This is a genomic window from Pseudomonas sp. PD9R (assembly GCF_019200975.1).
Taxonomy (GTDB): domain Bacteria; phylum Pseudomonadota; class Gammaproteobacteria; order Pseudomonadales; family Pseudomonadaceae; genus Aquipseudomonas.
The window spans coordinates 42,008-68,959 of record NZ_JAHTMR010000001.1; the positions used below are offsets into that span (position 1 = coordinate 42,008).

Consider the following 26,952-nt stretch of genomic DNA (forward strand, 5'->3'; position numbering starts at 1 on the left):
GTCTGGAGTTTGCGGTGTTTGAATCGACGCCTTCGCGGGCAAGCCTCGCTCCTAAAGGATTTGGCAAACAGTAGGAGCGAGGCTTGCCCGCGAAGAGGACATCAATCACAACACAAAAACATCAGGCTGCCGCGAAACGCTTGTCCAGGTAATCAATGATCACCTTGGATTCATACATCCAGGTGGTCTGGCCATTTTCTTCGATGCGCAGGCACGGCACTTTGATCTTGCCACCTTGCTCCAGCAGTGTCTGGCGATCCTGTTCGTTGTTCTTCGCGTCACGCAACGCCACCGGCACGTTCAGGCGGCGCAGGGTGCGGCGGGTTTTCACGCAGAACGGGCAGGCATGAAACTGATAGAGGGTCAGGTCTTTGGCGGCGGAGTTGATCTTAGCCTGGACCTCGGCCGGGCGCTGCTTCTTGCCCGGACGAGTGAGGAAGTCGATGAAGATGATCAGTTGGCCAAGGCCGACACGAAGCGCTTTTACGAACACGTTGAAAGCCTCACGGTGGAGATGAAGAAAGGCGCGCAGCTTACCTGATTTTTAGCGGACGAAAAAAACCGGCGATGAATGCCGGTTTTCTTCGAGTTGCGAATTACTTGATGAGGCTGAGGAATTCGCTGCGGGTCGCGGCGTTCTCGCGGAACTCACCGAGCATCACCGAGGTGATCATCGACGAATTCTGTTTTTCCACACCGCGCATCATCATGCACATGTGCTTGGCCTCGATCACTACAGCAACGCCCAGGGCACCGGTGACTTGCTGGACTGCATCGGCGATCTGTCGGCTGAGGTTTTCCTGGATCTGCAGGCGGCGGGCGTACATATCGACGATCCGCGCGACTTTCGACAATCCCAGGACCTTGCCACTCGGGATGTAAGCAACATGGGCCTTGCCGATGAACGGCAGCAGGTGGTGTTCGCACAACGAGTACAACTCGATGTCCTTGACCAGCACCATTTCGCTGTTGTCGGAGCTGAACAAGGCACCGTTGGTGACTTCTTCGAGTGTTTGTTCATAACCGCGGCAGAGGTACTGCATGGCTTTGGCGGCACGTTTTGGCGTGTCGAGCAGGCCCTCGCGGGAGACGTCCTCGCCCAGTTGGCCGAGAATCGCGGTGTAATTCTGTTCCAGGGACATGAAACTACCTGTGGGATTTTACGCAAAGGGCAAGGGTACGGTGGCAGGCACGACGCTGCAAGCGTGAAGCAACAGCTTTACTCGTCGCGGCCTTCCATCATGGTTCGTTTGAGCATCACATAAACCGCACCGGCACCGCCGTGTTTGGCCTGGCAGGAAGTGAAGCCAAGTACCTGCGAATGCTGGCGCAACCACGTGTTGACGTGGCTTTTGATCATTGGCCGCTTGCCGTCCAGGCGCACAGCTTTGCCGTGGGTGACGCGCACGCAGCGGATTTCGAATTTGGTCGCTTCGGCCAGGAAGGCCCAGAGGGTTTCCCGGGCCTTTTCTACGCTCATACCGTGCAGATCGAGGCTGCCTTCGAACGGAATCTGCCCGACCTTGAGCTTGCGCATCTGGCTTTCCTGTACACCGTCGCGCGCCCACATCAATTCGTCTTCGGGGCCGACGTCGATGACGAACTGATCGGACAGCCCGTCAACGGTGGTGGCATCGGTGCGCACAGTGGCGGCCTGACGCAGTTTGGCGATCTGCGCGCGGTCAGCCTTGGGTTTGCCGGTTTCAGCGCGATCGTGCTTGATTGGCTTGACGCCTTGAAGCGCGCTTTTGAACAGGGAAAAATCGTCGTCTTGCATGTCAGCCTCCGCGAAGGGCGGCCAGTTTACCCAACTCGAAGCGAATGGGCGCGCGACAAAACGCGCGGCGTTCGCTTAGTCGTGTTTTTTCATCAGGTGCGGGGACATGTTCAGCGCTTGCGACTGACGTGAGCGGCGACGGCAGCGGCGCCACAGCCACACGCCGAAGTACAGCACGACCAGGCCGATCACCAGAATCACTGCCGAACCCACTCGGTTGGTGTTCATTTCACCCAGGGCGGGTGCATGACCGAGCAGGCTGGCGACACCGGCCATGGCGAGCAACACACCACTCATAGCTAACAGCGCAGCAATCGTTGCGCCGATTCGAAAACGCCAGTTGCTTTGGCCTTTGGGCCGCAAGCGGCGAGCGTCAAAACCATCGGATAACTTCATTCCGACCTTCCTCAATGGGTATCGGCCCTTCGACCGGGAGTTGACCGGGATGTTCCTGAGGCTAAGACAATTACGGCTAATGGGAGGCTTTTGCGGATGAGCGGCGCTATTGGCCGCTCATGGAGCGTCGATCAGATCAACTCGCGGGTCAGGGCGAGGGTGGCAAAGTTGTCCGCCATGATCGCCATTTCGGTCTGCTGGACGTGCTCGGCGCTCAGGACTCCGCCCTTGTATGGCAAGTCGCGAGTGGCGCAGGCGTCTTCCACCAGGGTGCAGCGAAAGCCCAGGTTCTTCGCCGCGCGTACGGTGGTGCTGACGCTGGAATGGCTCATGAAACCGCTGACGATCAGGTCGAGGGCTCCGAGGTCTTGCAGGCGTTTTTCAAGTGGGGTGCCATGGAATGCGCTCGGCAATAATTTACCGATGATGGTTTCGTCGACCAATGGCTCCAGCCCCGGGATGAATTCACCGCGCTCGCCTTGCGGGTCGAACAGACCGCCGACGGTACCGAGGTGGCGTACATGCACGATGGGTCGGCCAGCGGCGCGGGCTGCGGCCAACAATTGCTTGATGTTCGCGACGGCAGCGTCCATGCCGCTCAGGGCCAATGGACCGCTGAGGTACTCTTTCTGGGCATCGATGATGACAAGCGTCGCATGACTCAGTTTGGCGGCTGCATAACCGCGGCCGCTGAGTTGAAACATCGTTTGTGGAACGGACATTCTGGGGCTCCTTGGAGTGGGGCTTTTGCGACATTGTCCTCTGGCTGAGCGCTTCTGTGAATCGCTACCATCGTAGGCACCGTCGTTATTGGCGTGCAGCGTTGTCAAGTGCTCCGTTTTGTTCAATACCAAGCTGAAAAAACAGATTAGTCCTACATTTGCCCAAGTATTTTTCCCGCGTCGTCGTGGCGGCGTTTGGCTGGTAGAATCGCCCGTCGATTTTTCTGGAGTTTGCCGTCGTGATCACTTCCCGCCTTCGTACCCTGCGTGACCATATCCGTTGGGCCGTCAGCCGCTTCCATGGGGAGGATCTGTTTTTCGGCCATGGCACCGACAACGCCTGGGACGAAGCTCGTCAACTGGTGTTGGGCGCGCTGCACTTGCCGTGGGAAATTGCCGACAGCTACCTCGACTGCAATCTGGAAGAAGACGAACTCGTGCACCTGCAGCACCTGCTCAAGCGCCGTATCGAAAAACGCGTGCCGACCGCCTATCTCTTGGGTGAAGCCTGGTTTTGCGGCATGTCGTTCATTGTCGATGAGCGTGTGCTGATCCCGCGTTCGCCGATTGGCGAGTTAATCGAAAACCGTTTCACGCCTTGGCTGGGCACCGAGCCGGCGCGGATTCTCGATCTGTGCACCGGCTCTGGCTGCATCGGTATCGCCTGCGCCTACGAGTTCCAGAAGGCCGAAGTAGTGCTGGCGGATCTTTCGTTCGAAGCGTTGGAAGTGGCCAACCAGAACATCGAACGCCATGGCGTCGATGAGCGTGTGTACACCGTGCAGGGCGATGGTTTCGATGGTCTGCCGGGTCAGCGTTTCGACCTGATCGTGTCGAACCCGCCTTACGTCGATGCCGAAGATTTCGCCGACATGCCGGACGAATACCAGCATGAGCCGGAACTGGGTCTGGCCTGCGGCGATGATGGTTTGAACCTGGTGCGGCGCATGCTCGCTGAAGCGGCCGATCACCTGACCGAGAAGGGCTTGCTGATTGTCGAAGTGGGCAATAGCCAGGTTCACGTCGAGGCGTTGTACCCGGAAGTTGACTTTGCCTGGCTGGACTTCGAGCGCGGCGGGCATGGTGTATTCATGCTGACAGCAGAACAGTGCCGCGATCACCAGGCATTGTTCGCTTCACGCGTCTAAGCCTCAAAAGCAAAAGATCGCAGCCTGCGGCAGCTCCTACATGGGTCGGTGTAGGAGCTGCCGCAGGCTGCGATCTTTTGATTTACCGGTGTGTCGCAATCCAGATCAACAATCCTGCCTGAAACACTGCAAACGCCACCAGACAAGTAATGGTGAAACGCAAACCGGCGTCTTCACGCTTGTACTTACTGACTTTCTCTTCGTGTTTCTTGAGTTTGACTTCCTGCTCGGCCAGATTCTGCTCGGCCTGCTGAAGCATCTGCGCCGCTTCAAGAATTTCCACGATCTGCAGTTTTTCGGTGTTCCAGTCACCCAACAGATCGCCGACCTGTACTTCTTTGACGCTGCCCTTCAGATGCTGGGCGTCGGCGTAAACCACATCGAAACCGTGTACTCGCAAAAAATGATCGCGGCGCAGACGCGTGTCTTCGTTCAGTGCGTCCTTGTTGTTCAGGTCGGAGCCGTCGACGGTGTAACCCGGCCAGCGCTTCTTCGCCCAGGTAATACCTTGAGCCGCCATGAAGCGACCGATACCGCGATTCATCGGTTCGATTTGCAAGCCGCTGTCCGGGCCGAAGTGCACGCGTTTTTCGCCGTGGTCGACCCACACGTCGAGATGATTCTGTTCTTTGCGCACGCGCTGGCCGGGCAGGGTGATGCTCATGCGCATCAGGCTACGCTGCTTGTCATTACGCTCGGCATAACCGAACTCGACAAAGCGCAACGGACGGCCGCCGGTGTTGCGATCGGTCTGCAACGGCGCCAGACGGAGCATCTTGTGGTGCTCGACGTGGACGTCCGCCCAGGGCAATTCGACCGCTGGCGGTGCGTCTTTTTCAGCGGTGGTATCGGGTGAAGTCTGGGTATCAGTCATAGCGGCGCGATCCTGTCCAAGCTCTGCTTGCCGCCAGCCAGTGCGCTGGCGACAAAGGCTTATCGGCCGTTTATCGCAAGACTGGAGGGCAAACAGCGGTTAACTGACGCGAAGTCCATCAATAAACCCGAGGATTCGCGTGCCAAGTTCCGCGGCAAGGGGCAAATTTGGATCTTTATAAGAAGCCAATTGGCGTTTTACGTCGTTGGGCACGATGCGCATGACGTGGTTCATGCCTTCGATCAGCGCCAGTTCGGCATCGGGTTTGGCAGCCTTGAGCAAGCGAGCGTCATTGACGCCGACCTGAATGTCGTTGCTGCCCTGAATGATCAGCGCCGGCATCTTCAACTTGGCAAACGCGGCGGCCGGATCCTGGCGGAACAGCGAAATCAGATACGGCTGCACACTAGGACGGAAAATCACCTGCAATTGCGGTGGCACGTTGTCGTCGATTTTCCCGGCCTTGAGGCTGTCGAGCAGTTCGTTGCTGCGCAGCATCAATGGCGGAGGCAGGCGATTGCCCAATTGCTGGCGCAGCACCTGATCGATCGGCCGGGCAGTGCCGGACATGGAGATCACGGCCGCGGCATCGATGCTGGGTGCCGCGAGACTGGCGATCAACGCACCTTCGCTGTGTCCCAGCAAAATCAGTTTGCCAAAACGCGGATCCGCTTTGAGCTTTTGGCCCCAGGCTTCGGCATCCGCCACGTAAGCTTCCACCGTCAGATTGCGCTCATCCGGGGTCGCGGCGAGGCTCGCCGCCACGCCGCGTTTGTCGTAGCGCACGCTGGCGATGTTGTGTTTGGCCAGCACCCAGGCCAGCCGTTTGAGGCTGTCGTTGCGCCCGCCGTCAGGATTATTGCCGTCGCGATCCGTAGGGCCGGAGCCGGAAATGATCAAGACAACCGGTACGGGTGTGTCGGACTTGGGCAGCAGCAGCGAGCCGAAAAGCTCGCCAGTGCCGGTGTCCAATGTGATCGGTCGTTGCAGGACAGTGGCCTGGACGAAACCGGTAAACAGGGTAAGGCTCAAGGCTAGAACTCGCAGCATCATCACGCCATCATCAACAAGATGCCAGTTGGACTCGCAGGCACCCATAAGGTTCGAGGATGAACTACTTGGGTAGCCTGCGTATACTGGCGCGCATTACGTATTCAGGTTCGATTTCACGGAGCGTCCCGATGTCCGGCAATACCTACGGCAAGCTGTTCACTGTCACCACCGCTGGCGAAAGTCATGGTCCGGCGTTGGTCGCCATTGTCGATGGCTGCCCGCCGGGCCTGGAGATTTCCCTTGAGGATCTGCAGCGCGATCTGGATCGCCGCAAGCCTGGCACCAGCCGCCACACCACCCAGCGTCAGGAAGCCGACGAAGTCGAAATCCTCTCCGGCGTGTTCGAAGGTCGTACCACCGGTTGCGCCATCGGCCTGTTGATCCGCAACACCGACCAGAAGTCCAAGGACTACTCGGCCATCAAGGATCTGTTCCGCCCGGCCCACGCCGACTACACCTACCACCACAAATACGGCGAGCGCGATTATCGCGGCGGCGGTCGCAGTTCGGCACGGGAAACCGCGATGCGCGTGGCGGCTGGCGCGATTGCCAAGAAATACCTGGCCACTCAAGGCATCGTCATTCGCGGCTATATGAGCCAACTCGGCCCGATTGAAATCCCGTTCAAGACCTGGGATTCGGTGGAAGAGAACGCTTTCTTCAGCCCCGACCCGGACAAAGTGCCAGAGCTGGAAGCCTATATGGACCAGCTGCGTCGTGATCAGGATTCGGTCGGTGCGAAGATTACTGTCGTGGCCGAAGGCGTAATGCCGGGCCTCGGCGAGCCGATTTTCGACCGTCTCGACGCAGAGCTGGCCCATGCGCTGATGAGCATCAACGCGGTAAAGGGCGTGGAAATCGGCGCCGGTTTCGCCAGCGTCTCCCAGCGCGGCACTGAACATCGCGATGAAATGACCCCGGAAGGTTTCCTCAGCAACAATGCGGGCGGCATTCTCGGCGGCATCTCCTCCGGTCAGCCGATTGTTGCGCATCTGGCCCTGAAGCCGACGTCCAGCATCACCACGCCGGGCCGTTCCATCGACATCCATGGCAACCCGGTGGAAGTCATCACCAAGGGCCGTCACGATCCGTGCGTTGGCATCCGTGCCACGCCGATTGCCGAAGCGATGATGGCTATCGTGTTGATGGATCACCTGCTGCGTCATCGTGGGCAGAACGCCGATGTGCGCGTGAGCACACCGGTGCTGGGTCAACTTTAATGGTTGATCTTAAAGTCGCAGCCGTCTGATGGCGGCAGCGGCGCTCCCGTACTGGCGGCTCTCCAGTTTCTATCTGTTCTATTTCGCCTTGCTCGGTTCGACAGCGCCGTTTCTGGCGCTGTACTTCGATCACCTGGGTTTTAGCGCCGCACGCATCGGCGAGCTGGTGGCGATCCCGATGCTGATGCGCTGCGTCGCACCAAACATCTGGGGCTGGCTCGGCGATTACACCGGTCGACGGCTGGCCATCGTGCGCTTCGGCGCGGTCTGCACGTTGCTGACCTTCTCGCTGATATTCGTCAGCAAGACCTACGCCTGGCTGGCGATGGTCATGGCCTTGCACGCATTCTTCTGGCACGCGGTGTTGCCGCAGTTTGAAGTCATCACCCTGGCGCATTTGCGGGGCCAGACCTCGCGCTACAGCCAGATTCGCTTGTGGGGTTCGATCGGTTTCATCATCACTGTGGTAGCGCTTGGGCGGTTGTTCGAATGGCTGAGCCTCGACATTTACCCGGCAGCGCTGGTGCTGATCATGGCCGGGATCGTGCTCAGCAGTCTGTGGGTGCCAAACGCCCAGCCGGCCCAGGGTGAACGGTTGGTGGGGGAGGGTTTCCTCGCGCAGCTACGCAGCCCTGGTGTACTGGCGTTTTACGCATGCGTGGCGTTGATGCAGATGAGCCACGGTCCGTATTACACGTTTTTGACGTTGCACCTTGAGCGCTTGGGCTACAGCCGAGGCGTGATCGGTATGCTCTGGGCCGTTGGAGTTGTGGCTGAAGTGCTGATGTTTATGGCCATGAGCAAGATCCTCGCGCGTTTTTCATTGCGCCGGGTGTTGCTGGCGAGTTTCCTGCTGGCGGCGTTGCGTTGGTTGTTGCTCGGTTCACTCGCCGAATTTCTCTGGGTGCTGTTGTTTGCCCAGGTGCTGCACGCGGCAACCTTCGGCAGCTTTCACGCCGCTGCCATTTCATTCGTGCAACGTAGCTTTGGCCCGCGTCAGCAAGGGCAGGGCCAGGCGTTGTATGCCGCACTGGCCGGTACTGGCGGTGCGATGGGCGCGTTGTACGCCGGTTACAGCTGGAACACCCTCGGCGCCGCATGGACCTTTAGTATTGCCAGTCTCGCAGCCGTCGCGGCTGCCGTTATCATTGCCACATGTATGCAAGAGGACAGGCCATGAGCCTTACCCGTGAACACCTCGCCCAGGAAATCATCGACGCCGGGCGATTCCTGTATGGCCGCGGCTGGTCGCCAGCCACCAGCAGCAACTACTCGACCCGACTGTCGCCGACCGAAGCGCTGCTGACGGTGTCGGGCAAGCACAAGGGCCAATTGGAGCTCGACGATGTGCTCGCCACCGATCTGTCCGGCAACAGTCTGGAACCGGGCAAAAAGCCGTCCGCCGAAACCCTGTTGCACACTCAGCTCTACAGCTGGCGCGCGGAGATCGGCGCGGTGTTGCACACTCACTCGGTGAACGCCACCGTGCTGTCGCGCCTGACGGCGGAAGACTTCATCGAGTTCGAAGACTACGAATTGCAAAAAGCCTTCACCGGCGTATCGACCCACGAATCCCGGGTGCGCGTGCCGATTTTCGACAATGACCAGGACATTGCGCGTCTCGCCGCCAAGGTTCAGCCTTGGCTCGACGCCCATCCTGATTGTGTCGGCTACCTGATTCGCGGCCATGGCCTCTACACCTGGGGCGCACGTATGAGCGACGCGCTGCGGCAGATCGAGGCTTTTGAATTTTTGTTCGAGTGCGAGTTGAAGACGCGCTCGCTCTTGAACCGTTAAGGAGTTGCCCTGATGAGCAGCCTGTCCGTTTATCACGTCTCCAGCCCTGAAATTCCCAACAAGGTGCTGACCCATTTCGAAGACATCGCCTCGACCCTGGCAGAGCAGGGTGTGCGTTTCGACCGCTGGCAAGCTGGGGCGAAGATCCAGCCCGGCGCCAGTCAGGAAGAAGTGATCAGCGCCTACCAGGTGCAAATCGACAAGCTGATGACCGAACGCGGTTACATCACTGTCGACGTGATCAGCCTGAACAGCGATCACCCGCAAAAAACCGAACTGCGCGCCAAGTTTCTTGAAGAACACCGCCACGGCGAAGACGAAGTACGATTTTTCGTCGCCGGTCGTGGCTTGTTTACCCTGCACATCGACGATTACGTCTACGCCGTCCTGTGCGAGAAGAACGACCTGATCTCTGTGCCGGCCGGCACCAAGCACTGGTTCGACATGGGTGAGCATCCGCATTTTGTTGCGATTCGACTGTTCAATAACCCGGAAGGTTGGGTCGCCAATTTCACCGGCGAAGACATCGCCGGCCAATTCCCGCGTCTGGAGGACTGAGTCGATGCCGATCAAAGCGATTCTCACCGACATCGAAGGCACCACCAGCGCGGTGAGTTTTGTCTTCGACGTGCTGTTTCCTTACGCCGCCAAACACCTGCCGGACTTCGTGCGCCAACATGCCGAGCGTGCAGACGTGGCCGAGCAACTGAATGCCGTGCGTCGCGATAGCAATGAGCCAAACGCCGACGTCGAGCGTGTCATTGAGATTCTGCTGGGCTGGATCGCTGAAGACCGCAAGGCCACGCCGCTGAAGGCATTGCAAGGGATGGTGTGGGAACAGGGCTATCACGCTGGGCAATTGAAAGGTCACGTCTACCCGGACGCCGTTGAGGCGCTGAAGCGCTGGCACCAGGACGGCTATCAATTGTTTGTGTATTCCTCGGGCTCAATCCAGGCCCAGCGCTTGATCTTTGGCTGCTCGGAGGCGGGAGATCTGACGCCGCTGTTCAGCGGTTATTTCGACACCACATCAGGGCCCAAGCGCGAAGCGCAGTCCTACGCCAACATCACGCAGGCTATCGGCCTGGAGGCTACGCAGATTCTGTTTCTGTCCGACATCGTCGAGGAACTGGACGCGGCACGCACCGCCGGGATGACTACGTGCGGACTGGCGCGCGAGGGCGGTGAACTGGCAGGGCATTTGACCGTGGACAGCTTTGCGCTGATCGATCCGTCGACCTTTTAAAAAGCCAAATCAAAAGATCGCAGCCTGCCGCAACTCCTACATGAAAACGCGATCCATGTAGAGCTGCCGCAGACTGCGATCTTTGGAGTTTGTTGAATTACGCCGAATGGTAAGTCGGCAGCGCAAACCGTTGCTGGCTCTGCAGCATAGAAATTTGCGGCAATTCACTTGCCTGTTCCGCCAGGTCGCGACGAATCGCACTGATGACCCACGACAGTTGGTCGCCATTGTGCAATTGCTGGTAGGAAATCGAACGCTTGAATACTCGGCCCTCGGTGCTGCGCAACGTCAGCAGAATCCCGCCGTCAGGTCGCGCCTGGGTGGTGACTTCGAAGTGGGAGAACAAGGACGAAAATTTTTCCTGAATCAGGCTCATGTCTACTAGCTCCGTAAGCTCTTGAATGGCAAGCATGCGGAGAGAGTTGCAGCGATTGTGCCAGTATTTGAATCGGTAAAATAACGTTCTAAAACAATAAGTTATATTTATTGTGGTTTTTTGCTCTCGTGCATTCTGCATGAATGGCCATCGTGCATCCTGCATTTTGCGGTGCCTTCGGCGATTCAATGGAACCATTTCGCAGGTCGATGCTCACGATTTCCAGCACAGCCGTCGCGGATACAAAACATTTCAAAAACCGCGTGTACAGCGCCAGAACCGTTGACGTATTTTCGGGCTCAATCAACGCCGCCCGACAATAAGAAGATCGAACGGGAGCATCCATGAGCCGTATGCCGAGCGACACGATTACCTGGGGCATGATGCTCCGCAAGCTGCCTTCCATTGCCAAAGCCATTCCACGAGTGGTGAGAGGAATGAAAGTGGCTAACGTCAAGGACCCGACCCAACCGTGTGGCCTGGGCTGGAGTTTCGAACAAGCGACCTTGCGCAACCCCGAGGGCCCGGCCTTGTTGTACGGCTCGGTGGCGCTGACGTATGCACAGGTCAATGAATGGGCCAATCGCATTGCTCACCACTTGATTGCCCAAGGCATTGGCAAGGGTGATGTGGTGGCGGTTTTCATCGAGAACCGTCCGGAACTGTTGGTGACGATATTGGCGGTGGCCAAGGTCGGTGCGATCAGCGCATTGCTCAATACCTCGCAGACCCGCGATACGCTGGTGCACAGCCTGAACCTGGTCGCGCCAGCGGCCATCGTCGTTGGCGGGGAACTGATCCCGGCGTTTTTGGCGGTGCGTGAGCGCGTGTTGATTGAGGCGGTGCGAACCTGGTATGTCGCCGATCAAGACACTTGGAGTCATCCGGGAATTGCCCCGGAAGGTTTCATCAACTTGATGACCGCCAGCATCGATGCCTGCGGCGACAACCCGGTCAGCAGTCAGCAGGTTTTTTTCGACGACCCTTGTTTCTTTATCTACACCTCGGGCACCACCGGGTTGCCCAAGGCCGGGGTTTTCAAGCATGGGCGCTGGATGCGTAGCTCGGCGAGTTTCGGGATGATCGCGCTGGATATGCGCCCGGAGGACGTCGTCTATTGCACCTTGCCGCTGTATCACGCCACGGGTCTTTGCGTGTGCTGGGGCTCGGCCATCAGCGGTGCGTCGGGATTTGCCATCCGCCGCAAGTTCAGCGCCAGTCAATTCTGGAACGATGTGCGCCAGTACCGCGCGACCACGCTTGGTTACGTTGGCGAGTTGTGTCGTTATCTGGTGGATCAACCGCCCAGCGCCGACGACAGCAAGCACGGTGTGACCAAGATGATCGGCAACGGACTGCGCCCAGGCGCGTGGAGTGAGTTCAAAACCCGTTTTGCGGTCAATCACATCTGCGAACTGTACGCCGCCAGCGACGGCAACATCGGTTTCACCAACATTCTGAATTTCGACAACACCGTCGGATTTTCCCTGATGTCCTGGGAGCTGGCGGCGTACGACCATGACAGCGGCGCGCCGATACGGGAGGCCAGCGGCTACATGCGCAAGGTGGGCAAAGGCGAGCAAGGGCTATTGCTAGCGAAAATCGACGACAAGGCACCGCTGGACGGCTACACCGATCCGCAGAAAACCGAAAAGGTCGTGCTCCACGATGTCTTCGCCAAGGGCGACCGCTACTTCAACACCGGTGACCTGCTGCGCAACATCGGTTTTGGTCATGCACAATTTGTGGATCGCCTCGGCGACACCTATCGCTGGAAGGGCGAAAACGTTTCGACCACCGAGGTGGAGAACATCCTCCTGCAACACCCGCACATTTCCGAAGCCGTGGCCTATGGCGTGGAAATCCGCAACACCAATGGCCGGGCTGGTATGGCGGCGATCACGCCCGCTGAATCCCTGGCGACCATGGACTTCAGCGAATTGCTGGCCTTTGCCCGGCAACAGATGCCGACCTACGCCGTGCCCTTGTTCCTGCGGGTAAAAGTGAAAATGGAGACCACCGGGACTTTCAAATACCAGAAGACCCGGCTCAAGGACGAAGCCTTTGACCCAGGCCGAACTGGCGATGACCCAATCTACGCCTGGTTGCCGGGAACCGAGACTTACGTGCAGGTGACCGAGCAAGTGTTGATGGACATTCACGGCGGTGCCTATCGTTATTAGGTGCAGCGTTATTAAGTGCGGCGTTATTGAATGTGGCTATGGCCCTGCTTCAGAAAAAAGAAGTGACAGTGCCGGGGCGGCTCGGGAAACTGTCAACTTTGCGAATAACTGAAAGTGGAGTGCTCAATGTCAGACAAAAGCCGCCAGATGACCCCCGAAGAAGCTGCCGAGTTTGCCGAACAGGTATTCAACAAGGCGCGCGAGGGTGATGCGGCCATGATGGCTGCGCTGCTGACCAAGGGCCTGCCGCCGAACCTGCGTAATCACAAGGGCGATACTTTGCTGATGCTGGCTGCCTACCACGGCCATGTCGACACCGTAAAAGTCCTGCTCGAACACAAGGCCGATCCGGAAATCCGCAACGACAACGGCCAGAGTCCGATTGCCGGCGCGGCGTTCAAGGGTGATCTGGCGGTGGTTGCGGCGCTGGTTGAAGGTGGTGCGCAGGTTGAGGGTTCGTCATTCGATGGCCGTACCGCGCTGATGATGGCGGCGATGTTCAACCGCGTCGCCATCGTCGACTACCTGATCAGCAAAGGCGCCGACCCGAAAGCCAAGGACGCCAATGGCGTGACTGCGCTGGATGCTGCCAAGACCCTGGGTGCGGCTGATACCGTTGCGCAACTGGAAAAGTTACTGGGCTGATAGATTTAAAAGATCGCAGCCTGCGGCAGCTTCTACAGGAATGTACCCATTTAAATGTGGGAGCTGCCGCAGGCTGCGATCTTTTCGTTTTTGAGATTAACCTGCGTTATCCTTCGCGCCCTCAAAACTCCCTCGCTACAGGATCACCCCCATGAAAGCCGCACTCGTCGAACTCATCAGCAAAATCAGCTCCGGGTGCATGGGCGAAGACGAAATCCTCAAGGTCGCTGACGAAGCGGCCCAGGCTTACGCCGATCCAGAGGGTTTTCTGACGGCCAATCCGGACATCAACTACGACGAAACCTTCCCGATCCCGCTGGGTGAGTGGGTCGTCGTTGGCAGCTTGCCGGAGACCGTGCTGTTCCAGTCCGACACCTACATGGACCTGTTCGCCCAGATCGTCGCTTCGTTCGGGCCGGGCATCGACTTCAATATCAAACCCAAGCAACTGGCCAAGACCGAGGCGCTGACCGCGCTCAACCGCATTCAGGTACAGATGAGCAGCCTGAACAAGGAAAACGGCGGCTACGTTTTGATGAACTTCAGCCAGTTGCTCGACGATGAGCTGCAAGTGGTACTGGTCTACGGCAACGATGTGCCACGAGTGCTTGAGCTGTGCGCCGAAGTCGGCATCGCTGCGGCACCGTCCCTCGAAGCCTTGAAAGTGGCCATCCACGTCTGAAGCGCAAAGCTGTCAAATAAAACGGAACCCTTGCCATGGCCGGCTATCCTAAGAGTGCGAATCACACTTCAGGAGCGTCACCATGGGTTCCACGTTCAACAGCCTGGTAGGCCTGATCATTCTGGCCCTGGACATCTGGGCAATCATCAACGTACTGAAAAGTGGCACCGAAACCGGGATGAAAGTCCTCTGGGTGCTGTTGATCCTGTTGCTGCCGGTTCTGGGCCTGATCATCTGGGCCATCGCCGGGCCACGCGGTAACGTCAGAATCTGACCTCACACAAATCCCAACGTAGGAGCTGCCGCAGGCTGCGATCTTTTGATCTTAACAATCAAAATCAAAAGATCGCAGCCTGCGGCAGCTCCTACAGGCGCGATAATCAGAAGGTTCGACCTGTCATGTTCCGCGACGTAGAATGCGCGCCTTTCCCGGGCAATCGAGCCAATCGATTGGCCATCATGGGCGGGTAACCGTCCGTTGCCACCCGCATTCATCGGAGCACTTCCCATGAGCAACATCCCAGCCAGCGACTACCTGGAAACCCTCTACGAAGGCTACGGCCAGCGTTTTCGCATGGAAAAACTGCTGCACGAAGTGCGCACCGAACACCAGCACCTGGTGATTTTCGAAAACCCGCGCATGGGCCGGGTGATGGCATTGGATGGCGTGATCCAGACCACCGAGGCCGATGAGTTCATCTACCACGAAATGCTTACCCATGTGCCGATCCTCGCCCATGGCAGCGCCAAGCGCGTACTGATCATCGGCGGTGGGGACGGCGGCATGCTGCGTGAAGTGGCCAAGCACCGCGGCGTCGAGCACATCACCATGGTCGAGATCGACGGCACCGTGGTCGACATGTGCAAGGAATTTCTACCGAACCACTCCAAGGGTGCGTTCGATGATCCACGCCTGAACCTGGTGATCGACGACGGCATGCGTTTCGTCGCCACCACCACTGAAAAATTCGATGTGATCATTTCCGACTCCACCGACCCGATCGGGCCGGGCGAAGTGCTGTTCTCGGAAAACTTCTACCAGGCGTGCCACCGCTGCCTGAACGAAGGCGGCATCCTGGTAACGCAGAACGGCACACCGTTCATGCAGATCGAAGAAGTCAAAACCACCGCCGGCCGCCTGCGCAGCCTGTTCCCGGACTGGCACTTCTATCAGGCCGCCGTACCGACTTACATCGGCGGCTCGATGACCTTCGCCTGGGGCGCAACCAATACCGCTTATCGCAAATTGTCCCGCGAAACCCTGCAACAGCGTTTCGCCGGCAGCGGCATCGTCACCCGCTACTACAATCCGGAAATTCACATCGGAGCCTTCGCTTTGCCGCAATACGTTTTGCAGGCTGTGAACAAGCCAAGCAACGACTAAACGCGGGCCTCCTGTAGGCGCTGCCGCAGGCTGCGATCTTTTGATCCGGTTTTTAAAGATCAAAATCAAAAGATCGCAGCCTGCGGCAGCTCCTACAGGTAATCCGTTTGAACGATCGACCAGGGTCAAAGTCCAGATATGTGTAAGCCCATCCATGGGTTTTATCGAGGAGGCACTGATGCAAAAGTGGAAAATCACTTTCGTGGATGATCACGGTGAAACTGTCGACGAAGTCTTTGAGTGCGACGAGTGCCCGGATAACGAACGCGCTGCCAAACTCATCAAGGCCCGGCTTCTTCCTGTTGCCGCCGAACTGGATCTGAACGATCTGGAAGGGCGAACCGCCGATGCGAGCGTCAAAAGCCTTAAAGCTCAGAACAGCATACAAATCCTCGGCATCACGCCAATCTGAACAACTCCTGTCACATTCTCAACCAGGCCTTGGCAGCGGCTCTATCTTGGGGCTAATCTGCAAGCGAGATCAGCGAATGGATCGCTAAGGTCTGGTCTTGTCAGCTCCATGCTTGTTTCCCGTCGGCACATCGGTTGCCGTCGCTCGCGCTGTTCGGTGGCGGGCGCTGGGAGTACGGAAAGTCTATCCATCAGTTTGAGGAGGACGTTTCATGAGCACAGCCTATCAAGAAGACATCAGCAGCAGCGTGCTGCGCCGCATGAAAGAAGGCGGTTTCGATTTTTCACGGTTCCATCCCATCGAGTTCTACGCCATTTTCCCGGACGAGGAGCGGGCACGCAGGGCGGCAGGTCATTACCGCGGTGAATCCCTGAATGCGCAAATCAGTGTGCGCGACGACGGCGCATGGGCACTCGAACTGAGCAAAGTCATGTACGCCACTTACGACGACATCGGCGATTTCGAACAGGGTTTCGAAGCAGTGGTCGAGCCATTGGGCGGCATCATTGAAGGCTGGGGTGTCAAACAGGAGGTACGAGGGCGACTCGCATAACCATATGAACAGTTACAATCATCAGCAGCGGCTGACCTTCGGGTTGGCCGTTTTCGTTTTGTGCAAAGATCGGTGTAGGAGCTGCCGAAGGCTGCGATCTTTTGATCTTGTTTTTGATTCATAACGTTTCTAAAAGCCAAAAAAAACCGCCTGAGCAGGCGGCTAAAGGGAAGTTCGTTAAGTTTTTCAGCGAATGCACGGATTATCCGCAGTGCCAGCCGCGCAGTGAAATCAACTCTGACTATGCTGGTGATAGGCGACTACAACGCCTTGCAATGAAGCGGGGGCGATCAGGTTGGGGCATTTGCCGCACAGGATTGGTGCGGTGTCTGCGTATTGATTATCCAACCGATTGATATCAAAGCGTTTCTGCCGATGGCACGGGCCTTGCGAAGCCTAGATGTCCGGGTGACAAGGAGTACGGCATGATCCGCACCTATTTTGATGAGATGTACGATGCCGGCGGCCAGGTCCGCCCGCATTATCGGGAGTTTGCCCGTTGGCTGGCCGAAACGCCTGACGAGCTTTTGGCGCAACGGCGACGCGAGGCCGATCTGTTATTTCATCGCGCCGGAATTACGTTCACGCTCTATGGTGATGAGCAGGGGACAGAGCGCCTGATTCCCTTCGACACGATCCCTCGCAGCATCCCCGCCAGCGAATGGCGCGTCGTCGAACGCGGCTGTATTCAGCGGGTCAAGGCGTTGAACATGTTCCTCGCCGACCTCTACCACGAGCAGCGCATTATCAAGGCCGGCATCATTCCGGCCGAGCAAGTGCTGGCCAACGAGCAATATCAGTTGGCGATGCAAGGCCTGGATCTGCATCGCGATATCTATTCGCACATCTCGGGTGTCGACCTGGTGCGCGATGGCGACGGCACGTACTACGTGCTCGAAGACAATCTTCGTACACCGAGCGGTGTCAGCTACATGCTCGAAGATCGCAAGATGATGATGAGGCTGTTTCCCGAGTTGTTCTCGGCCCAGCGCATCGCCCCCATCGATCACTATCCGAATCTGCTGCTCGACACACTGAAAAGTTCTAGTCCGATCGACAATCCGAGCGTGGTGGTGCTGACGCCGGGGCGCTTCAATAGCGCGTTCTTCGAGCATGCATTTTTGGCGCGGGAAATGGGTGTTGAACTGGTGGAAGGTGCAGACCTGTTCGTGCGAGACGACAAGGTTTTCATGCGCACCACCGACGGCCCAAAAGCAGTGGACGTGATCTACCGACGACTCGACGATGCGTTCCTCGACCCGCTGGCGTTCAACCCGGACTCAATGCTCGGCGTGCCAGGGCTGCTGTCGTCCTACCGCTCCGGCAATGTGGTGTTGGCGAATGCCATCGGCACCGGGGTCGCGGACGACAAGTCGGTGTACCCGTTCGTCACGGACATGATCCGTTTCTATCTGGATGAAGAACCGATCCTGAAGAACGTGCCGACCTGGCAGTGCCGCAATCCTTCGGAACTCTCCCACGTCCTGGCCAATCTCCCGGAACTGGTGGTCAAGGAAACCCAGGGCTCGGGCGGCTACGGAATGCTGGTGGGACCGGCGGCGACAGCGGCGGAAATTGAAGCCTTCCGCGCGCGGATCAAAGCCAAACCCCATGCCTACATCGCGCAGCCGACGTTGTCCCTGTCGACCTGTCCGACCTTTGTCGAAAACGGCATCGCCCCACGCCACATCGACCTGCGTCCGTTTGTATTGTCCGGCCGCGAAACCCGGGTTGTGCCCGGTGGTTTGACCCGTGTCGCCCTGCGCGAAGGCTCCCTGGTGGTGAATTCCTCCCAGGGTGGCGGAACCAAGGACACCTGGGTGGTCGAGGATTGAAGGAAGCCTGCCATGTTAAGTAGAACTGCCTCGGATTTGTATTGGATGTCGCGTTACCTGGAGCGGGCGGAAAACCTCGCACGGATGCTCGACATCAGTTATTCGCTGTCGCTGATGCCACAGGATGGTCGCGGTGATGGTCTGCACGAACTCGCCATGCCACTGCTGATTACCGGCACTCTGGACGACTACCTCGAACGCCACGGCGAGTTGCATGCCGAACGGCTTCTGCATTTCTTCGCGCTGGATGCGGCCAATCCGGCCAGCATCTACAGCTGCCTCGGTGCCGCGCGGGCCAGTGCTCATGCAGTGCGTGGGCGAATCACCGCCGACATGTGGGAAAACATCAACTCGACTTGGCTGGAAATTCGCGGGATCGCCGAGCAGGGCTTGAGTCGCTACGGCATGAGCCGTTTCTGCGAGTGGATCAAGGAACGTTCTCACCTGTTCCGTGGCGCGTCCTACGGCACGATCATGCGTAATGATGCGTTCCGCTTCATTCGCCTCGGCACGTTCATTGAGCGGGCCGACAACACATTGCGCCTGCTTGATGCCCGTTACGAAATGGCGGGCGATCAGGCCGAAGCGGTCAGCGATGGCACGGCCCATGCGTATTACCAGTGGAGTGCCTTGCTGCGGGCGTTGTCATCGTTCGAGGCCTACACCGAGATTTATCGCGACGCCCCCGGCGCCCGGCACGTGGCCGAATTGCTGTTGCTGCGGGCGGATGTGCCGCGCTCATTGCGCGCCTGCACCGAAGAAATCGACCAGATCCTCGCCCAGTTGCCGGGGGCCAACGGCCGTCCCGCGCAACGCCTGGCGGCGGAGATGGACGCGCGGCTGCGCTATACCGGCATCACCGAAATCCTCGACGAAGGCCTGCACGCCTGGCTGACCGAGTTCATCCCGCTGGTGCGCCAGCTGGGTAACGCCATTCACAGTTCTTACCTGGAGGCTGCATGAGACTTTCCATTAGCCATGAGACCACCTATCACTACGAAGATCAGGTGCGGGCGAGCATCCAGTATTTGCGACTGACCCCCCACGACAGCGAGCGCCAGCACGTGCTCAGTTGGCAGCTCGACTTGCCTCGCCCGGTGCGTGCGCAACTCGATCCGTTCGGCAACATCCTGCATGTGCTGACCATGGACGAACCGCACGAAGCGATCATCATCGGTGCCCGTGGTCAGGTCGATATCGATGAATTGCGCGAAGCCGAGCACGAGAGCCAGTCGGCGTTGCCGTTTTTGCGCTTCACCCGCCTGACTGAAGCCGATCAGGCCCTGCGGGCGTTCGCCGAAAAGGAGTGCAAGAAACGCCGGGACCGCACCGCACTGATCGACTTGATGCATGGCCTGAATCAGCACATGACCTACACGCCGGGTGCCACCGAAGTGGACACCAGTGCCGCACAGGCTTTCGCCGGGCGCTCGGGCGTGTGCCAGGACCACACTCATGCATTCCTCGCTTGCGCCCGCAGTCTGGGCATTCCCGCGCGGTATGTGTCGGGGTATCTGTACAGCGAAAACAGCGAGCACCTGGCCAGCCACGCCTGGGCCGAAGCCTGGCTCGATGACGCCTGGTACAGCTTCGATGTGACCAATGAATTGGCCCGGCCCGAGCGCCATTTGAAACTGGCGGTGGGTCTGGATTATCTGGACGCCTGTCCGGTGCGTGGCATGCGCCGCGGCGGTGGTTGTGAGCAGATGCACGCCAAGGTGCTGGTATCACCGACGCCGATGCCGGTGATCTCCGTGCAGCAACAGTAGTTTAACCACTGTAGGAGCGCAGCTTGCACGCGGTAGCGGTAGGTCAGTCAAAGGTGTATTGACAGCAAAACCGCTATCGCAAGCAAGCTCGGCTCCTACAAAGAGAATGCCATCAGGGTTTAACCTTGCGCCCTGCCATATGCTTCAAATACCCCACCAGCATTCCCAGCTCCCCATCCGGTAAAACCTCCGCCGAGAACCCGGGCATCTTCGCCTGCGGCCACTGGCGCAAACTTTGTGGATCGCGGATGTAACGCTTGAGGAAGTCCGCGCCGAAGTACTCGGTCGGGCTGTACGGAATATTCAGGTCTGGTCCGAACTGCGCATCCCCGGCGCCATTCAATCGATGGCAGGCCAGGCAATTCTTCTGAAACAACGCAAAGCCCTTGTTTATCGGGTCATCGGCCTTCAGCGCAGGATCAGGCAGCAGGGCAGGGAAGCGCTCTGCCACCGGGGCCATGCGCTTGATGCTTGCGACCTGAAACGGCCACTGTTCGGGGCTGATGTGGCCGGCCTGCGGATCGGTCCAGACCAGATAGAACGGCCCGGCGCCCAGTTTGCCTTCAGACAGCGGTGGCCACGGCTTGGCCGGGTCTTCAATCGCCAGCCAGGCCCGCGCACCTTGGGTATTGAGTAGCGGTGCAGCCGCCATTTCAGCGGCAAAGCCGTCCAGGGCCACGGCTTGCAGATGATCGTCAGGTTTGATTCCTGTCAACAACGCCGCCAGGGGCAAGGCGCGATAGCTCATGTCCCGTTTGTAGGAAACATCATTGGTAATGGTGATGGTCTGGATTTGAGGATGTTTGAGCAACTCCTCTGTCTGCCAGGTGCGACGGGTCGCGCCCAGCTCCAGGTTCAACTGTGCGGCATACAGAGGCGTGCTGAGCAGCAAGGCCCCGAACAGAATGAGCGTTTTCAATTGATCGCCGTCCATGTCGTGGAAGTGCCACAAAGGTTGGCACAGCCACGCTGGCCCGGGTAGCGAGCCAGTCACATTTTTACCGTGGCGATAAAAACTCTTGAGCCGTTTTTTTTAAACCGACTAGCCGATCACCTTGGTCAGGTTCGGCAAAATCAACAACAGCGTGGTGGCGAAAAGAATGAGCCCGGCTTGACGAACTTTCGATTGTTTGAACATGGCTGACCGCCTTTTTTGTTATTTCCTGATGCCTGCCTGCATATCTCCATGACGGCAGAGCGTTGCACTTCCTGTAGGACGAGCGCCTCGGCAAAACCCGACGACAACTTCGTATAACTTCACCTTAGAGCCCGCGTCACGCTTGATTTAGATTCATTTCATATGGTGACCACACAATAATCTATTAAAAAGGCATGAGGCCTATTGCCAGCTTCTTGGGCGGCCTTTGGCTAGACACCTGCGTGTCCGCCACCAACTCATCCGGTAGCTGACGACCGTCCGTCTGAGCGTGTCCGTCAACGCCAGTGAGCGCTGCGGTCATTGAATCCGTTGCGCCTCGGAATAAGGTGGAGACTTCTTGAAAGATCAAAAGATCGCAGCTTTCGGCAGCTCCTACCTATGTACGCGATCCCCTGTAGGAGCTGCCGAAGGCTGCGATTTTTTGATCCTCACCAACAAAGTACGAGGACGTCATGATCCAAGCTTTGATTTTCGACGCATTACGCACACCCCGTGGCAAAGGCAAAGCTGATGGTGCCTTGCACAGTGTCAAACCGGTGAACCTGGTGGCCGGGTTGCTCACGGCGCTGCAACAGCGAACGGCCCTCGACACCAGCCAGGTCGATGACGTTGTGCTTGGCTGCGTGACGCCGGTCGGCGATCAAGGCTCGGACATTGCCAAAACCGCCACGCAGGTCGCTGATTGGGATGTCAGCGTGGCTGGGGTGCAGATCAATCGTTTCTGCGCATCGGGTCTGGAAGCGGTGAACCTCGGGGCAATGAAAGTCCGCTCCGGTTTTGAAGACCTGGTGGTGGTCGGCGGCGTCGAGTCCATGTCGCGCGTGCCGATGGGCAGCGACGGTGGGGCCTGGGCGCTGGACCCGGAAACCAATCTGCACAGCCATTTCACCCCGCAAGGCGTGGGGGCCGACCTGATCGCTACGCTCGAAGGCTTCAGTCGTCAGGATGTCGACGCCTACGCACTTCATTCCCAACAAAAAGCAGCGCGTGCGCGGGCCAGCGGATCGTTCAACAAATCGTTGGTACCGGTGCAGGACCAGAACGGCATCATCCTGCTCGATCACGATGAATTCATCCGTGCCGACTCGTCCCTGGAAGGTTTGGGCAAGCTCAAGCCGAGTTTCGAAATGATGGGGCAAATGGGCTTCGACGCCACGGCGCTGCGGGTCTACAGCCATGTGGAGCGGATCAATCACGTCCACACACCCGGCAACAGTTCCGGAATCGTCGATGGTGCGGCATTGATGCTGATTGGCTCCGAAGCCAAGGGCCGGGCGTTGGGTTTGCAGCCTCGGGCGCGGATCGTCGCCACGGCAGTCACCAGCACCGACCCAACCATCATGCTCACCGGCCCCGCTCCGGCCACCCGTAAGGCGCTTGCCAAGGCCGGGCTGCGTGTCGAAGACATTGATCTGTTCGAAGTGAACGAGGCCTTTGCCTCGGTGGTGTTGAAGTTCATCAAGGACATGGCTGTCGACCCGGACAAGGTCAACGTCAATGGCGGCTCCATCGCCATGGGCCACCCGCTGGGCGCCACCGGCTGCGCGATTCTCGGCACCTTGCTCGATGAACTGGAAACTCGGCGTTTGCGCTATGGCCTCGCGACCCTGTGTGTCGGCGGCGGCATGGGCATTGCCACCATCATCGAACGCCTCTGAGCCCCGTTTTCAAGGAATTATTTTTATGAGCGAAGCCATTCGTTACGAAAAAGGCCAGGACCAAATCGTCGTCCTGACCATCGACATGCCGGGCCAGAGCGCAAATACCATGAACGCCGTCTACCGCGAAGCGATGGCTGATTGCGTCGCCCGACTGATGGCCGACAAGGAGGGCATTGCCGGCGTCATTATCACCTCGGCCAAGAAGACGTTCTTCGCCGGCGGTGACCTCAATGAGCTGATCAAAGTCGGCAAACCCGAAGCCAAAGCCTTCTACGACATGGTGCTGACCCTCAAGGGCCAGTTGCGCGCCCTGGAAACCCTCGGCAAACCGGTGGTCGCGGCGATCAACGGCGCGGCGCTCGGCGGTGGCTGGGAAATCTGCCTGGCCTGCCATCACCGCGTAGCGCTGGACAATCCGTCGGTACAACTCGGCCTGCCGGAAGTGACCCTTGGCCTGCTGCCGGGCGGTGGCGGGGTGGTGCGCATGGTGCGCATGCTCGGCCTGGAAAAAGCCCTGCCTTATTTGCTCGAAGGTAAAAAAGTTCGACCGCAGCAGGCATTGCAAGCAGGGTTGATCGACGAACTGGCGACTGACCATGATGAACTGCTGGTCAAGGCGAAGGCCTGGATCATCGCTAACCCGACGGCTGTGCAGCGCTGGGACGTGAAGGGGTACCAGATTCCCGGTGGCACGCCGTCGAACCCGAAAGTTGCGCAGATGTTGGCCATCGCACCGTCGATCCTTCGCAGTAAAACCCAGGGCTGCATGCCAGCACCGGAGAAAATCCTGTGCGCTGCGGTGGAAGGCGCTCAGGTAGATTTCGACACGGCGCACCTGATCGAAACCCGCTACTTCACCGAGCTGACCACCGGCCAGGTCTCGAAGAATTTGATCGGCACCTTCTGGTTCCAGCTCAACGAGATTAATGCTGGCGGTTCGCGGCCCCGGGGTTTCACTCCTTATGTCACGCAGAAAGTGGGCGTGCTCGGGGCCGGGATGATGGGGGCGGGGATCGCGTTTGTCAGTGCATCGGCCGGCATCGATGTGGTGCTCAAGGATGTCAATCTCGCTGCGGCAGAGAAGGGCAAGGCGCACTCGGCGGCACTTCTGGACAAGAAAGTCGCGCGCGGGCAAATGAGCGCCGAGCAGCGCGAAGCCGTTCTGGCGCGGATTGATACCACCGCAAACGATGCCGATCTGGCCGGTTGTGACCTGATCATTGAAGCGGTGTTTGAAGATCGTGAGCTGAAGGCCAGGGTTTCGTCGGCGGCGCAACAGATTGTCGGCCCGGACGCAGTAATCGCCTCCAACACCTCAACCCTGCCAATCAGCGGCCTGGCCACGGCAGTACCGGACCAAGGCAAATTCATTGGCCTGCACTTCTTCAGCCCTGTGGAAAAAATGCCGCTGGTGGAAATCATCAAAGGCGTCAACACCAGCGACGAAACCCTGGCTCGTGGTTTTGATTTCGTACTGCAAATCAAGAAAACGCCGATTGTGGTCAACGACAGTCGTGGTTTCTTCACCTCGCGGGTTTTCGGCACGTTCACCAACGAAGGCATCGCCATGCTCGGTGAAGGCGTCAGCGCCGCGATGATTGAGACCGAAGCGCGCAAGGCCGGCATGCCCACCGGGCCACTGGCGATCTCTGACGAAGTTTCCCTCAGCCTCATGAGCCATATCCGCCAGCAAACGGCCAAAGACCTGCAAGTCGAAGGGAAACCGCTGCTTGAGCACCCGGCGTTCGCGGTGATTGACTTGCTGCTCAACGAATACAAGCGTCCGGGCAAGGCCGCTGGCGCTGGGTTCTACGATTACCCGGCGGGCGCACAGAAACACTTGTGGCCGGAACTGAAAACCCGTTTTGAAACAACCGATGGGCAGATTTCACCGAAAGATGTGCGTGATCGCCTGCTGTTCGTGCAAGCCATCGAAACCGTGCGCTGCGTGGAGGAGGGCGTGCTGACCTCGACGGCCGATGCCAATATTGGCTCGATCTTCGGCATCGGTTTCGCCGCCTGGACCGGTGGCGCGCTGCAGTTCATTAACCAATATGGGGTCAAGGACTTTGTCGCCCGCGCCCAGTACCTGGCAGGGCAGTATGGCGAGCGCTTCGCACCGCCAGCGCTGTTGTTGGAAAAAGCGGCCAAGGGCGAGGCGTTTTAGGGATCGGTGACGTATTCCGGGGCTTGCCTTGTCACGGTGTTCAAGGCAGGCTCTGGGGTGTGCATTATTCCCATCACGTGTCAGGTATTTTTTATGTCGTTACGCATCTGCATTCTCGAAACCGACATCCTGCGTCCGGAACTGGTCGATCAATATCAGGGTTACGGGCAGATGTTCCAGCGTCTGTTTTCGCAGCAACCCATCGCCGCCGAGTTCACTGTCTACAACGTGATGCAGGGCGAATATCCCAGCGATGAACTGACTTTCGACGCTTATTTGGTGACCGGCAGCAAGGCCGATTCCTTTGGCACCGATCCGTGGATTGAAACCCTCAAGGCTTATTTGCTGACTCGCTATGAGCGTGGCGACAAGCTGCTGGGCGTATGTTTCGGTCATCAACTGCTGGCGCTGTTGCTGGGCGGCAAAAGCGAACGTGCGACTCAGGGCTGGGGCGTCGGCACTCATAACTACAAACTCGCCGCGAAGGCACCGTGGATGAACCCGGTGCGGGAAGAGCTGACTCTTTTGATCAGCCACCAGGATCAGGTCACTTCACTGCCGGAAAACGCCACGGTCATTGCTTCGAGCGATTTCTGCCCGTTTGCCGCGTACCACATCAATGATCAAGTCCTGTGTTTCCAGGGGCATCCGGAATTCATCCATGACTATTCCCGGGCGTTGCTGGATATTCGCCATCAGGCGCTGGGCGAGCAGATTTACTCGAAAGGCGTAGCGAGCCTGGAAAATGAACATCACGGCACCACGGTTGCCGAGTGGATGATGCGGTTTGTGGCGCACAAGCCTGAGGCAGCTGTTTAACATTAAACAACCACACCCACAGGTATGCCCAATCCTGTGGGAGCGTGGCTTGCCCGCGATCGAGTGCGAAGCACTCGCCATGGATTCAGAGCCAACCCGACTTCTTGAAACTCGCCCACAAAGCCACACACCCCACTGCAATAAAACCCAGCACCCCGAAATACCCGTAATGCCAACTCAACTCAGGCATGTTCTGAAAGTTCATCCCGTAAATCCCGGCCACAGCCGTCGGGAACGCCAGAATAGCTGCCCATGCAGCAAACTTGCGTTGGACCACGCTTTGGCGTGACGCCTCCAGCAACACCCCGACTTCAATGGTCTGGCTGGCGATGTCCGCCAAGGTCGTCAGGTCTTCCAGTTGCCGTGTTACATGAATTTGCACATCGCGAAAATACGGGCGCATATTCTTGTCAATGAACGGGAAACTCAGTTTTTGCAGCTCTTCACCGATCTCTACCATCGGTGCCGCATAACGGCGCAGGCGCAACACATCACGGCGCAGGCTATGAAGGTTCTGGATGTCACGCTCGTTGAGCGAGCCACACAGGACGTTGCGTTCCAGCTCATCGATTTGGGCATGGATGGCTTCACCCATCGGCTGGTAATTTTCAATCACGAAATCGAGGATCGCATAGAGTACGAAATCTTCCCCGTGCTCAAGCAACAGCGGGCGCGCCTCACAACGCTGTCGGACATAAGCGTAGGACGCTGAGTGGCCGTTGCGGGCGGTAATGATGTAACCGTTGCCGGCAAAAATATGAGTCTCGATGAACTTGAGTTTGCCGTCTTCCATAATGGGTGAGTACGTGACGATGAATAGCGCATCACCGAACGTTTCCAACTTCGGTCGACTGTGTTTTTCCAGGGCGTCTTCGATGGCCAGTTCGTGCAGATTGAACTGGCGTTGCAGGTTGTATAGTTCCTGAGCATCAGGCTCTTCGAGACCGATCCAGACAAAGTGGTCCGGCTTCGCTGCCCAGGCAGCGCCTTCGTCGAGGGTGATATTGGTGACTTTCTTACCCGCGCTGTAAACCGCAGCAGCAACAACTCTACCCATGATTTTGGTTCACTTCT

Annotated in this window: 29 protein-coding genes; 19 read left to right on the forward strand and 10 right to left on the reverse strand. The window is 58.2% G+C overall.

From position 1 onward, the window contains the following. Nucleotides 1-121: 121 nt before the first annotated feature. The 5 genes from KUF73_RS00185 to KUF73_RS00205 form a co-directional block, all read right to left on the reverse strand. The gene (locus KUF73_RS00185; RefSeq protein ID WP_218436045.1) at nucleotides 122-493 is read right to left on the reverse strand and encodes a glutathione S-transferase N-terminal domain-containing protein; all 372 of its coding nucleotides are present in this window, start codon (nucleotides 491-493) and stop codon (nucleotides 122-124) included. 103 nt (nucleotides 494-596) lie between these two features. Further along, a complete protein-coding gene (gene folE, locus KUF73_RS00190; RefSeq protein WP_003204506.1) occupies nucleotides 597-1,142 on the reverse strand; it encodes a GTP cyclohydrolase I FolE in 546 nt (181 codons plus the stop codon). Nucleotides 1,143-1,219: 77 nt separating this feature from the next. Next, complete coding sequence (locus KUF73_RS00195; protein WP_218436046.1) at nucleotides 1,220-1,777, reverse strand: Smr/MutS family protein; 558 nt, start codon at nucleotides 1,775-1,777, stop codon at nucleotides 1,220-1,222. A 75-nt stretch (nucleotides 1,778-1,852) separates the two neighbouring features. Further along, entirely contained in the window at nucleotides 1,853-2,173 is a 321-nt protein-coding gene (locus tag KUF73_RS00200) for a hypothetical protein (protein ID WP_218436047.1), read from the reverse strand. Nucleotides 2,174-2,304: 131 nt separating this feature from the next. Beyond that, nucleotides 2,305-2,895: a cysteine hydrolase family protein gene (locus tag KUF73_RS00205; RefSeq protein WP_218436048.1), complete on the reverse strand. Its 591-nt coding sequence runs from the start codon at nucleotides 2,893-2,895 to the stop codon at nucleotides 2,305-2,307. A gap of 239 nt (nucleotides 2,896-3,134) precedes the next feature. Here KUF73_RS00205 and prmB point away from each other — a divergent pair, with 239 nt between their 5' ends. Continuing rightward, the gene (prmB, locus tag KUF73_RS00210) at nucleotides 3,135-4,043 is read left to right on the forward strand and encodes a 50S ribosomal protein L3 N(5)-glutamine methyltransferase (RefSeq protein ID WP_218436049.1); all 909 of its coding nucleotides are present in this window, start codon (nucleotides 3,135-3,137) and stop codon (nucleotides 4,041-4,043) included. Nucleotides 4,044-4,125: 82 nt separating this feature from the next. Here the strand turns inward: prmB and KUF73_RS00215 are convergent, their stop codons facing one another. Both KUF73_RS00215 and KUF73_RS00220 read right to left on the reverse strand, forming a co-directional pair. Further along, on the reverse strand, nucleotides 4,126-4,917 hold the full coding sequence (locus tag KUF73_RS00215; RefSeq protein ID WP_218436050.1) for a hypothetical protein: 792 nt from the start codon (nucleotides 4,915-4,917) through the stop codon (nucleotides 4,126-4,128). A 99-nt stretch (nucleotides 4,918-5,016) separates the two neighbouring features. Next, nucleotides 5,017-6,015: an alpha/beta hydrolase gene (locus tag KUF73_RS00220; protein WP_218436051.1), complete on the reverse strand. Its 999-nt coding sequence runs from the start codon at nucleotides 6,013-6,015 to the stop codon at nucleotides 5,017-5,019. Between the two features lie 83 nt (nucleotides 6,016-6,098). Here KUF73_RS00220 and aroC point away from each other — a divergent pair, with 83 nt between their 5' ends. Genes aroC through mtnC form a run of 5 tightly spaced genes read left to right on the forward strand, consistent with a single transcriptional unit; the run spans nucleotide 6,099 to nucleotide 10,233 of the window. Beyond that, a complete protein-coding gene (aroC, locus tag KUF73_RS00225; protein WP_218436052.1) occupies nucleotides 6,099-7,190 on the forward strand; it encodes a chorismate synthase in 1,092 nt (363 codons plus the stop codon). A 28-nt stretch (nucleotides 7,191-7,218) separates the two neighbouring features. Next, entirely contained in the window at nucleotides 7,219-8,370 is a 1,152-nt protein-coding gene (locus tag KUF73_RS00230) for an MFS transporter (RefSeq protein WP_218436053.1), read from the forward strand. After that, nucleotides 8,367-8,987: a methylthioribulose 1-phosphate dehydratase gene (locus KUF73_RS00235; RefSeq protein ID WP_218436054.1), complete on the forward strand. Its 621-nt coding sequence runs from the start codon at nucleotides 8,367-8,369 to the stop codon at nucleotides 8,985-8,987. Before KUF73_RS00230 ends, KUF73_RS00235 begins: the two co-directional genes overlap by 4 nt. Nucleotides 8,988-8,999: 12 nt before the next feature. After that, on the forward strand, nucleotides 9,000-9,545 hold the full coding sequence (locus KUF73_RS00240) for an acireductone dioxygenase (RefSeq protein ID WP_218436055.1): 546 nt from the start codon (nucleotides 9,000-9,002) through the stop codon (nucleotides 9,543-9,545). A 4-nt stretch (nucleotides 9,546-9,549) separates the two neighbouring features. Next, nucleotides 9,550-10,233, forward strand: coding sequence for an acireductone synthase (gene mtnC / locus KUF73_RS00245; RefSeq protein WP_218436056.1), 684 nt, complete (start codon nucleotides 9,550-9,552; stop codon nucleotides 10,231-10,233). 97 nt (nucleotides 10,234-10,330) lie between these two features. Here the strand turns inward: mtnC and KUF73_RS00250 are convergent, their stop codons facing one another. Further along, the gene (locus KUF73_RS00250) at nucleotides 10,331-10,609 is read right to left on the reverse strand and encodes a DUF3509 domain-containing protein (protein WP_218436057.1); all 279 of its coding nucleotides are present in this window, start codon (nucleotides 10,607-10,609) and stop codon (nucleotides 10,331-10,333) included. 344 nt (nucleotides 10,610-10,953) lie between these two features. Between KUF73_RS00250 and KUF73_RS00255 the strand changes: the two genes are divergently transcribed. From KUF73_RS00255 to KUF73_RS00300, 10 genes are all read left to right on the forward strand, one after another. Then, nucleotides 10,954-12,792, forward strand: a complete 1,839-nt coding sequence (locus KUF73_RS00255; RefSeq protein ID WP_218436058.1) for a long-chain-acyl-CoA synthetase — start codon at nucleotides 10,954-10,956, stop codon at nucleotides 12,790-12,792. A 126-nt stretch (nucleotides 12,793-12,918) separates the two neighbouring features. Further along, nucleotides 12,919-13,437 carry an ankyrin repeat domain-containing protein gene (locus KUF73_RS00260; protein ID WP_218436059.1) on the forward strand — a complete coding sequence of 173 codons (519 nt, stop codon included), beginning with the start codon at nucleotides 12,919-12,921 and terminating at the stop codon, nucleotides 13,435-13,437. Between the two features lie 151 nt (nucleotides 13,438-13,588). Next, a complete protein-coding gene (locus KUF73_RS00265) occupies nucleotides 13,589-14,119 on the forward strand; it encodes a hypothetical protein (RefSeq protein ID WP_218436060.1) in 531 nt (176 codons plus the stop codon). Nucleotides 14,120-14,201: 82 nt separating this feature from the next. Continuing rightward, entirely contained in the window at nucleotides 14,202-14,393 is a 192-nt protein-coding gene (locus KUF73_RS00270; RefSeq protein WP_218436061.1) for a PLDc N-terminal domain-containing protein, read from the forward strand. A 234-nt stretch (nucleotides 14,394-14,627) separates the two neighbouring features. Continuing rightward, the gene (gene speE, locus KUF73_RS00275; protein ID WP_218436062.1) at nucleotides 14,628-15,503 is read left to right on the forward strand and encodes a polyamine aminopropyltransferase; all 876 of its coding nucleotides are present in this window, start codon (nucleotides 14,628-14,630) and stop codon (nucleotides 15,501-15,503) included. Nucleotides 15,504-15,681: 178 nt separating this feature from the next. Beyond that, entirely contained in the window at nucleotides 15,682-15,915 is a 234-nt protein-coding gene (locus KUF73_RS00280; protein WP_218436818.1) for a hypothetical protein, read from the forward strand. Between the two features lie 211 nt (nucleotides 15,916-16,126). Continuing rightward, a complete protein-coding gene (locus KUF73_RS00285; RefSeq protein WP_060541568.1) occupies nucleotides 16,127-16,468 on the forward strand; it encodes a ribonuclease E inhibitor RraB in 342 nt (113 codons plus the stop codon). Nucleotides 16,469-16,893: 425 nt separating this feature from the next. Further along, nucleotides 16,894-18,303 (forward strand): circularly permuted type 2 ATP-grasp protein, encoded by a 1,410-nt coding sequence (locus KUF73_RS00290; protein WP_218436063.1) that lies wholly within the window; start codon nucleotides 16,894-16,896, stop codon nucleotides 18,301-18,303. A 12-nt stretch (nucleotides 18,304-18,315) separates the two neighbouring features. Continuing rightward, the gene (locus KUF73_RS00295) at nucleotides 18,316-19,266 is read left to right on the forward strand and encodes an alpha-E domain-containing protein (protein ID WP_218436064.1); all 951 of its coding nucleotides are present in this window, start codon (nucleotides 18,316-18,318) and stop codon (nucleotides 19,264-19,266) included. Further along, complete coding sequence (locus KUF73_RS00300) at nucleotides 19,263-20,072, forward strand: transglutaminase family protein (RefSeq protein WP_218436065.1); 810 nt, start codon at nucleotides 19,263-19,265, stop codon at nucleotides 20,070-20,072. Before KUF73_RS00295 ends, KUF73_RS00300 begins: the two co-directional genes overlap by 4 nt. A gap of 112 nt (nucleotides 20,073-20,184) precedes the next feature. Here KUF73_RS00300 and KUF73_RS00305 read toward each other — a convergent pair whose 3' ends face one another. Further along, nucleotides 20,185-21,006 carry a cytochrome c gene (locus KUF73_RS00305; RefSeq protein WP_218436819.1) on the reverse strand — a complete coding sequence of 274 codons (822 nt, stop codon included), beginning with the start codon at nucleotides 21,004-21,006 and terminating at the stop codon, nucleotides 20,185-20,187. 677 nt (nucleotides 21,007-21,683) lie between these two features. Between KUF73_RS00305 and KUF73_RS00310 the strand changes: the two genes are divergently transcribed. The 3 genes from KUF73_RS00310 (at nucleotide 21,684) to KUF73_RS00320 (ending at nucleotide 25,878) form a co-directional block, all read left to right on the forward strand. Further along, a complete protein-coding gene (locus KUF73_RS00310; protein ID WP_218436066.1) occupies nucleotides 21,684-22,889 on the forward strand; it encodes an acetyl-CoA C-acetyltransferase in 1,206 nt (401 codons plus the stop codon). 25 nt (nucleotides 22,890-22,914) lie between these two features. Beyond that, the gene (locus KUF73_RS00315) at nucleotides 22,915-25,059 is read left to right on the forward strand and encodes a 3-hydroxyacyl-CoA dehydrogenase NAD-binding domain-containing protein (RefSeq protein ID WP_218436067.1); all 2,145 of its coding nucleotides are present in this window, start codon (nucleotides 22,915-22,917) and stop codon (nucleotides 25,057-25,059) included. A gap of 93 nt (nucleotides 25,060-25,152) precedes the next feature. Next, complete coding sequence (locus tag KUF73_RS00320; RefSeq protein ID WP_218436068.1) at nucleotides 25,153-25,878, forward strand: amidotransferase; 726 nt, start codon at nucleotides 25,153-25,155, stop codon at nucleotides 25,876-25,878. Nucleotides 25,879-25,963: 85 nt separating this feature from the next. Here KUF73_RS00320 and KUF73_RS00325 read toward each other — a convergent pair whose 3' ends face one another. Next, nucleotides 25,964-26,935, reverse strand: a complete 972-nt coding sequence (locus KUF73_RS00325) for a magnesium and cobalt transport protein CorA (RefSeq protein WP_218436069.1) — start codon at nucleotides 26,933-26,935, stop codon at nucleotides 25,964-25,966. Nucleotides 26,936-26,952: the final 17 nt, after the last annotated feature.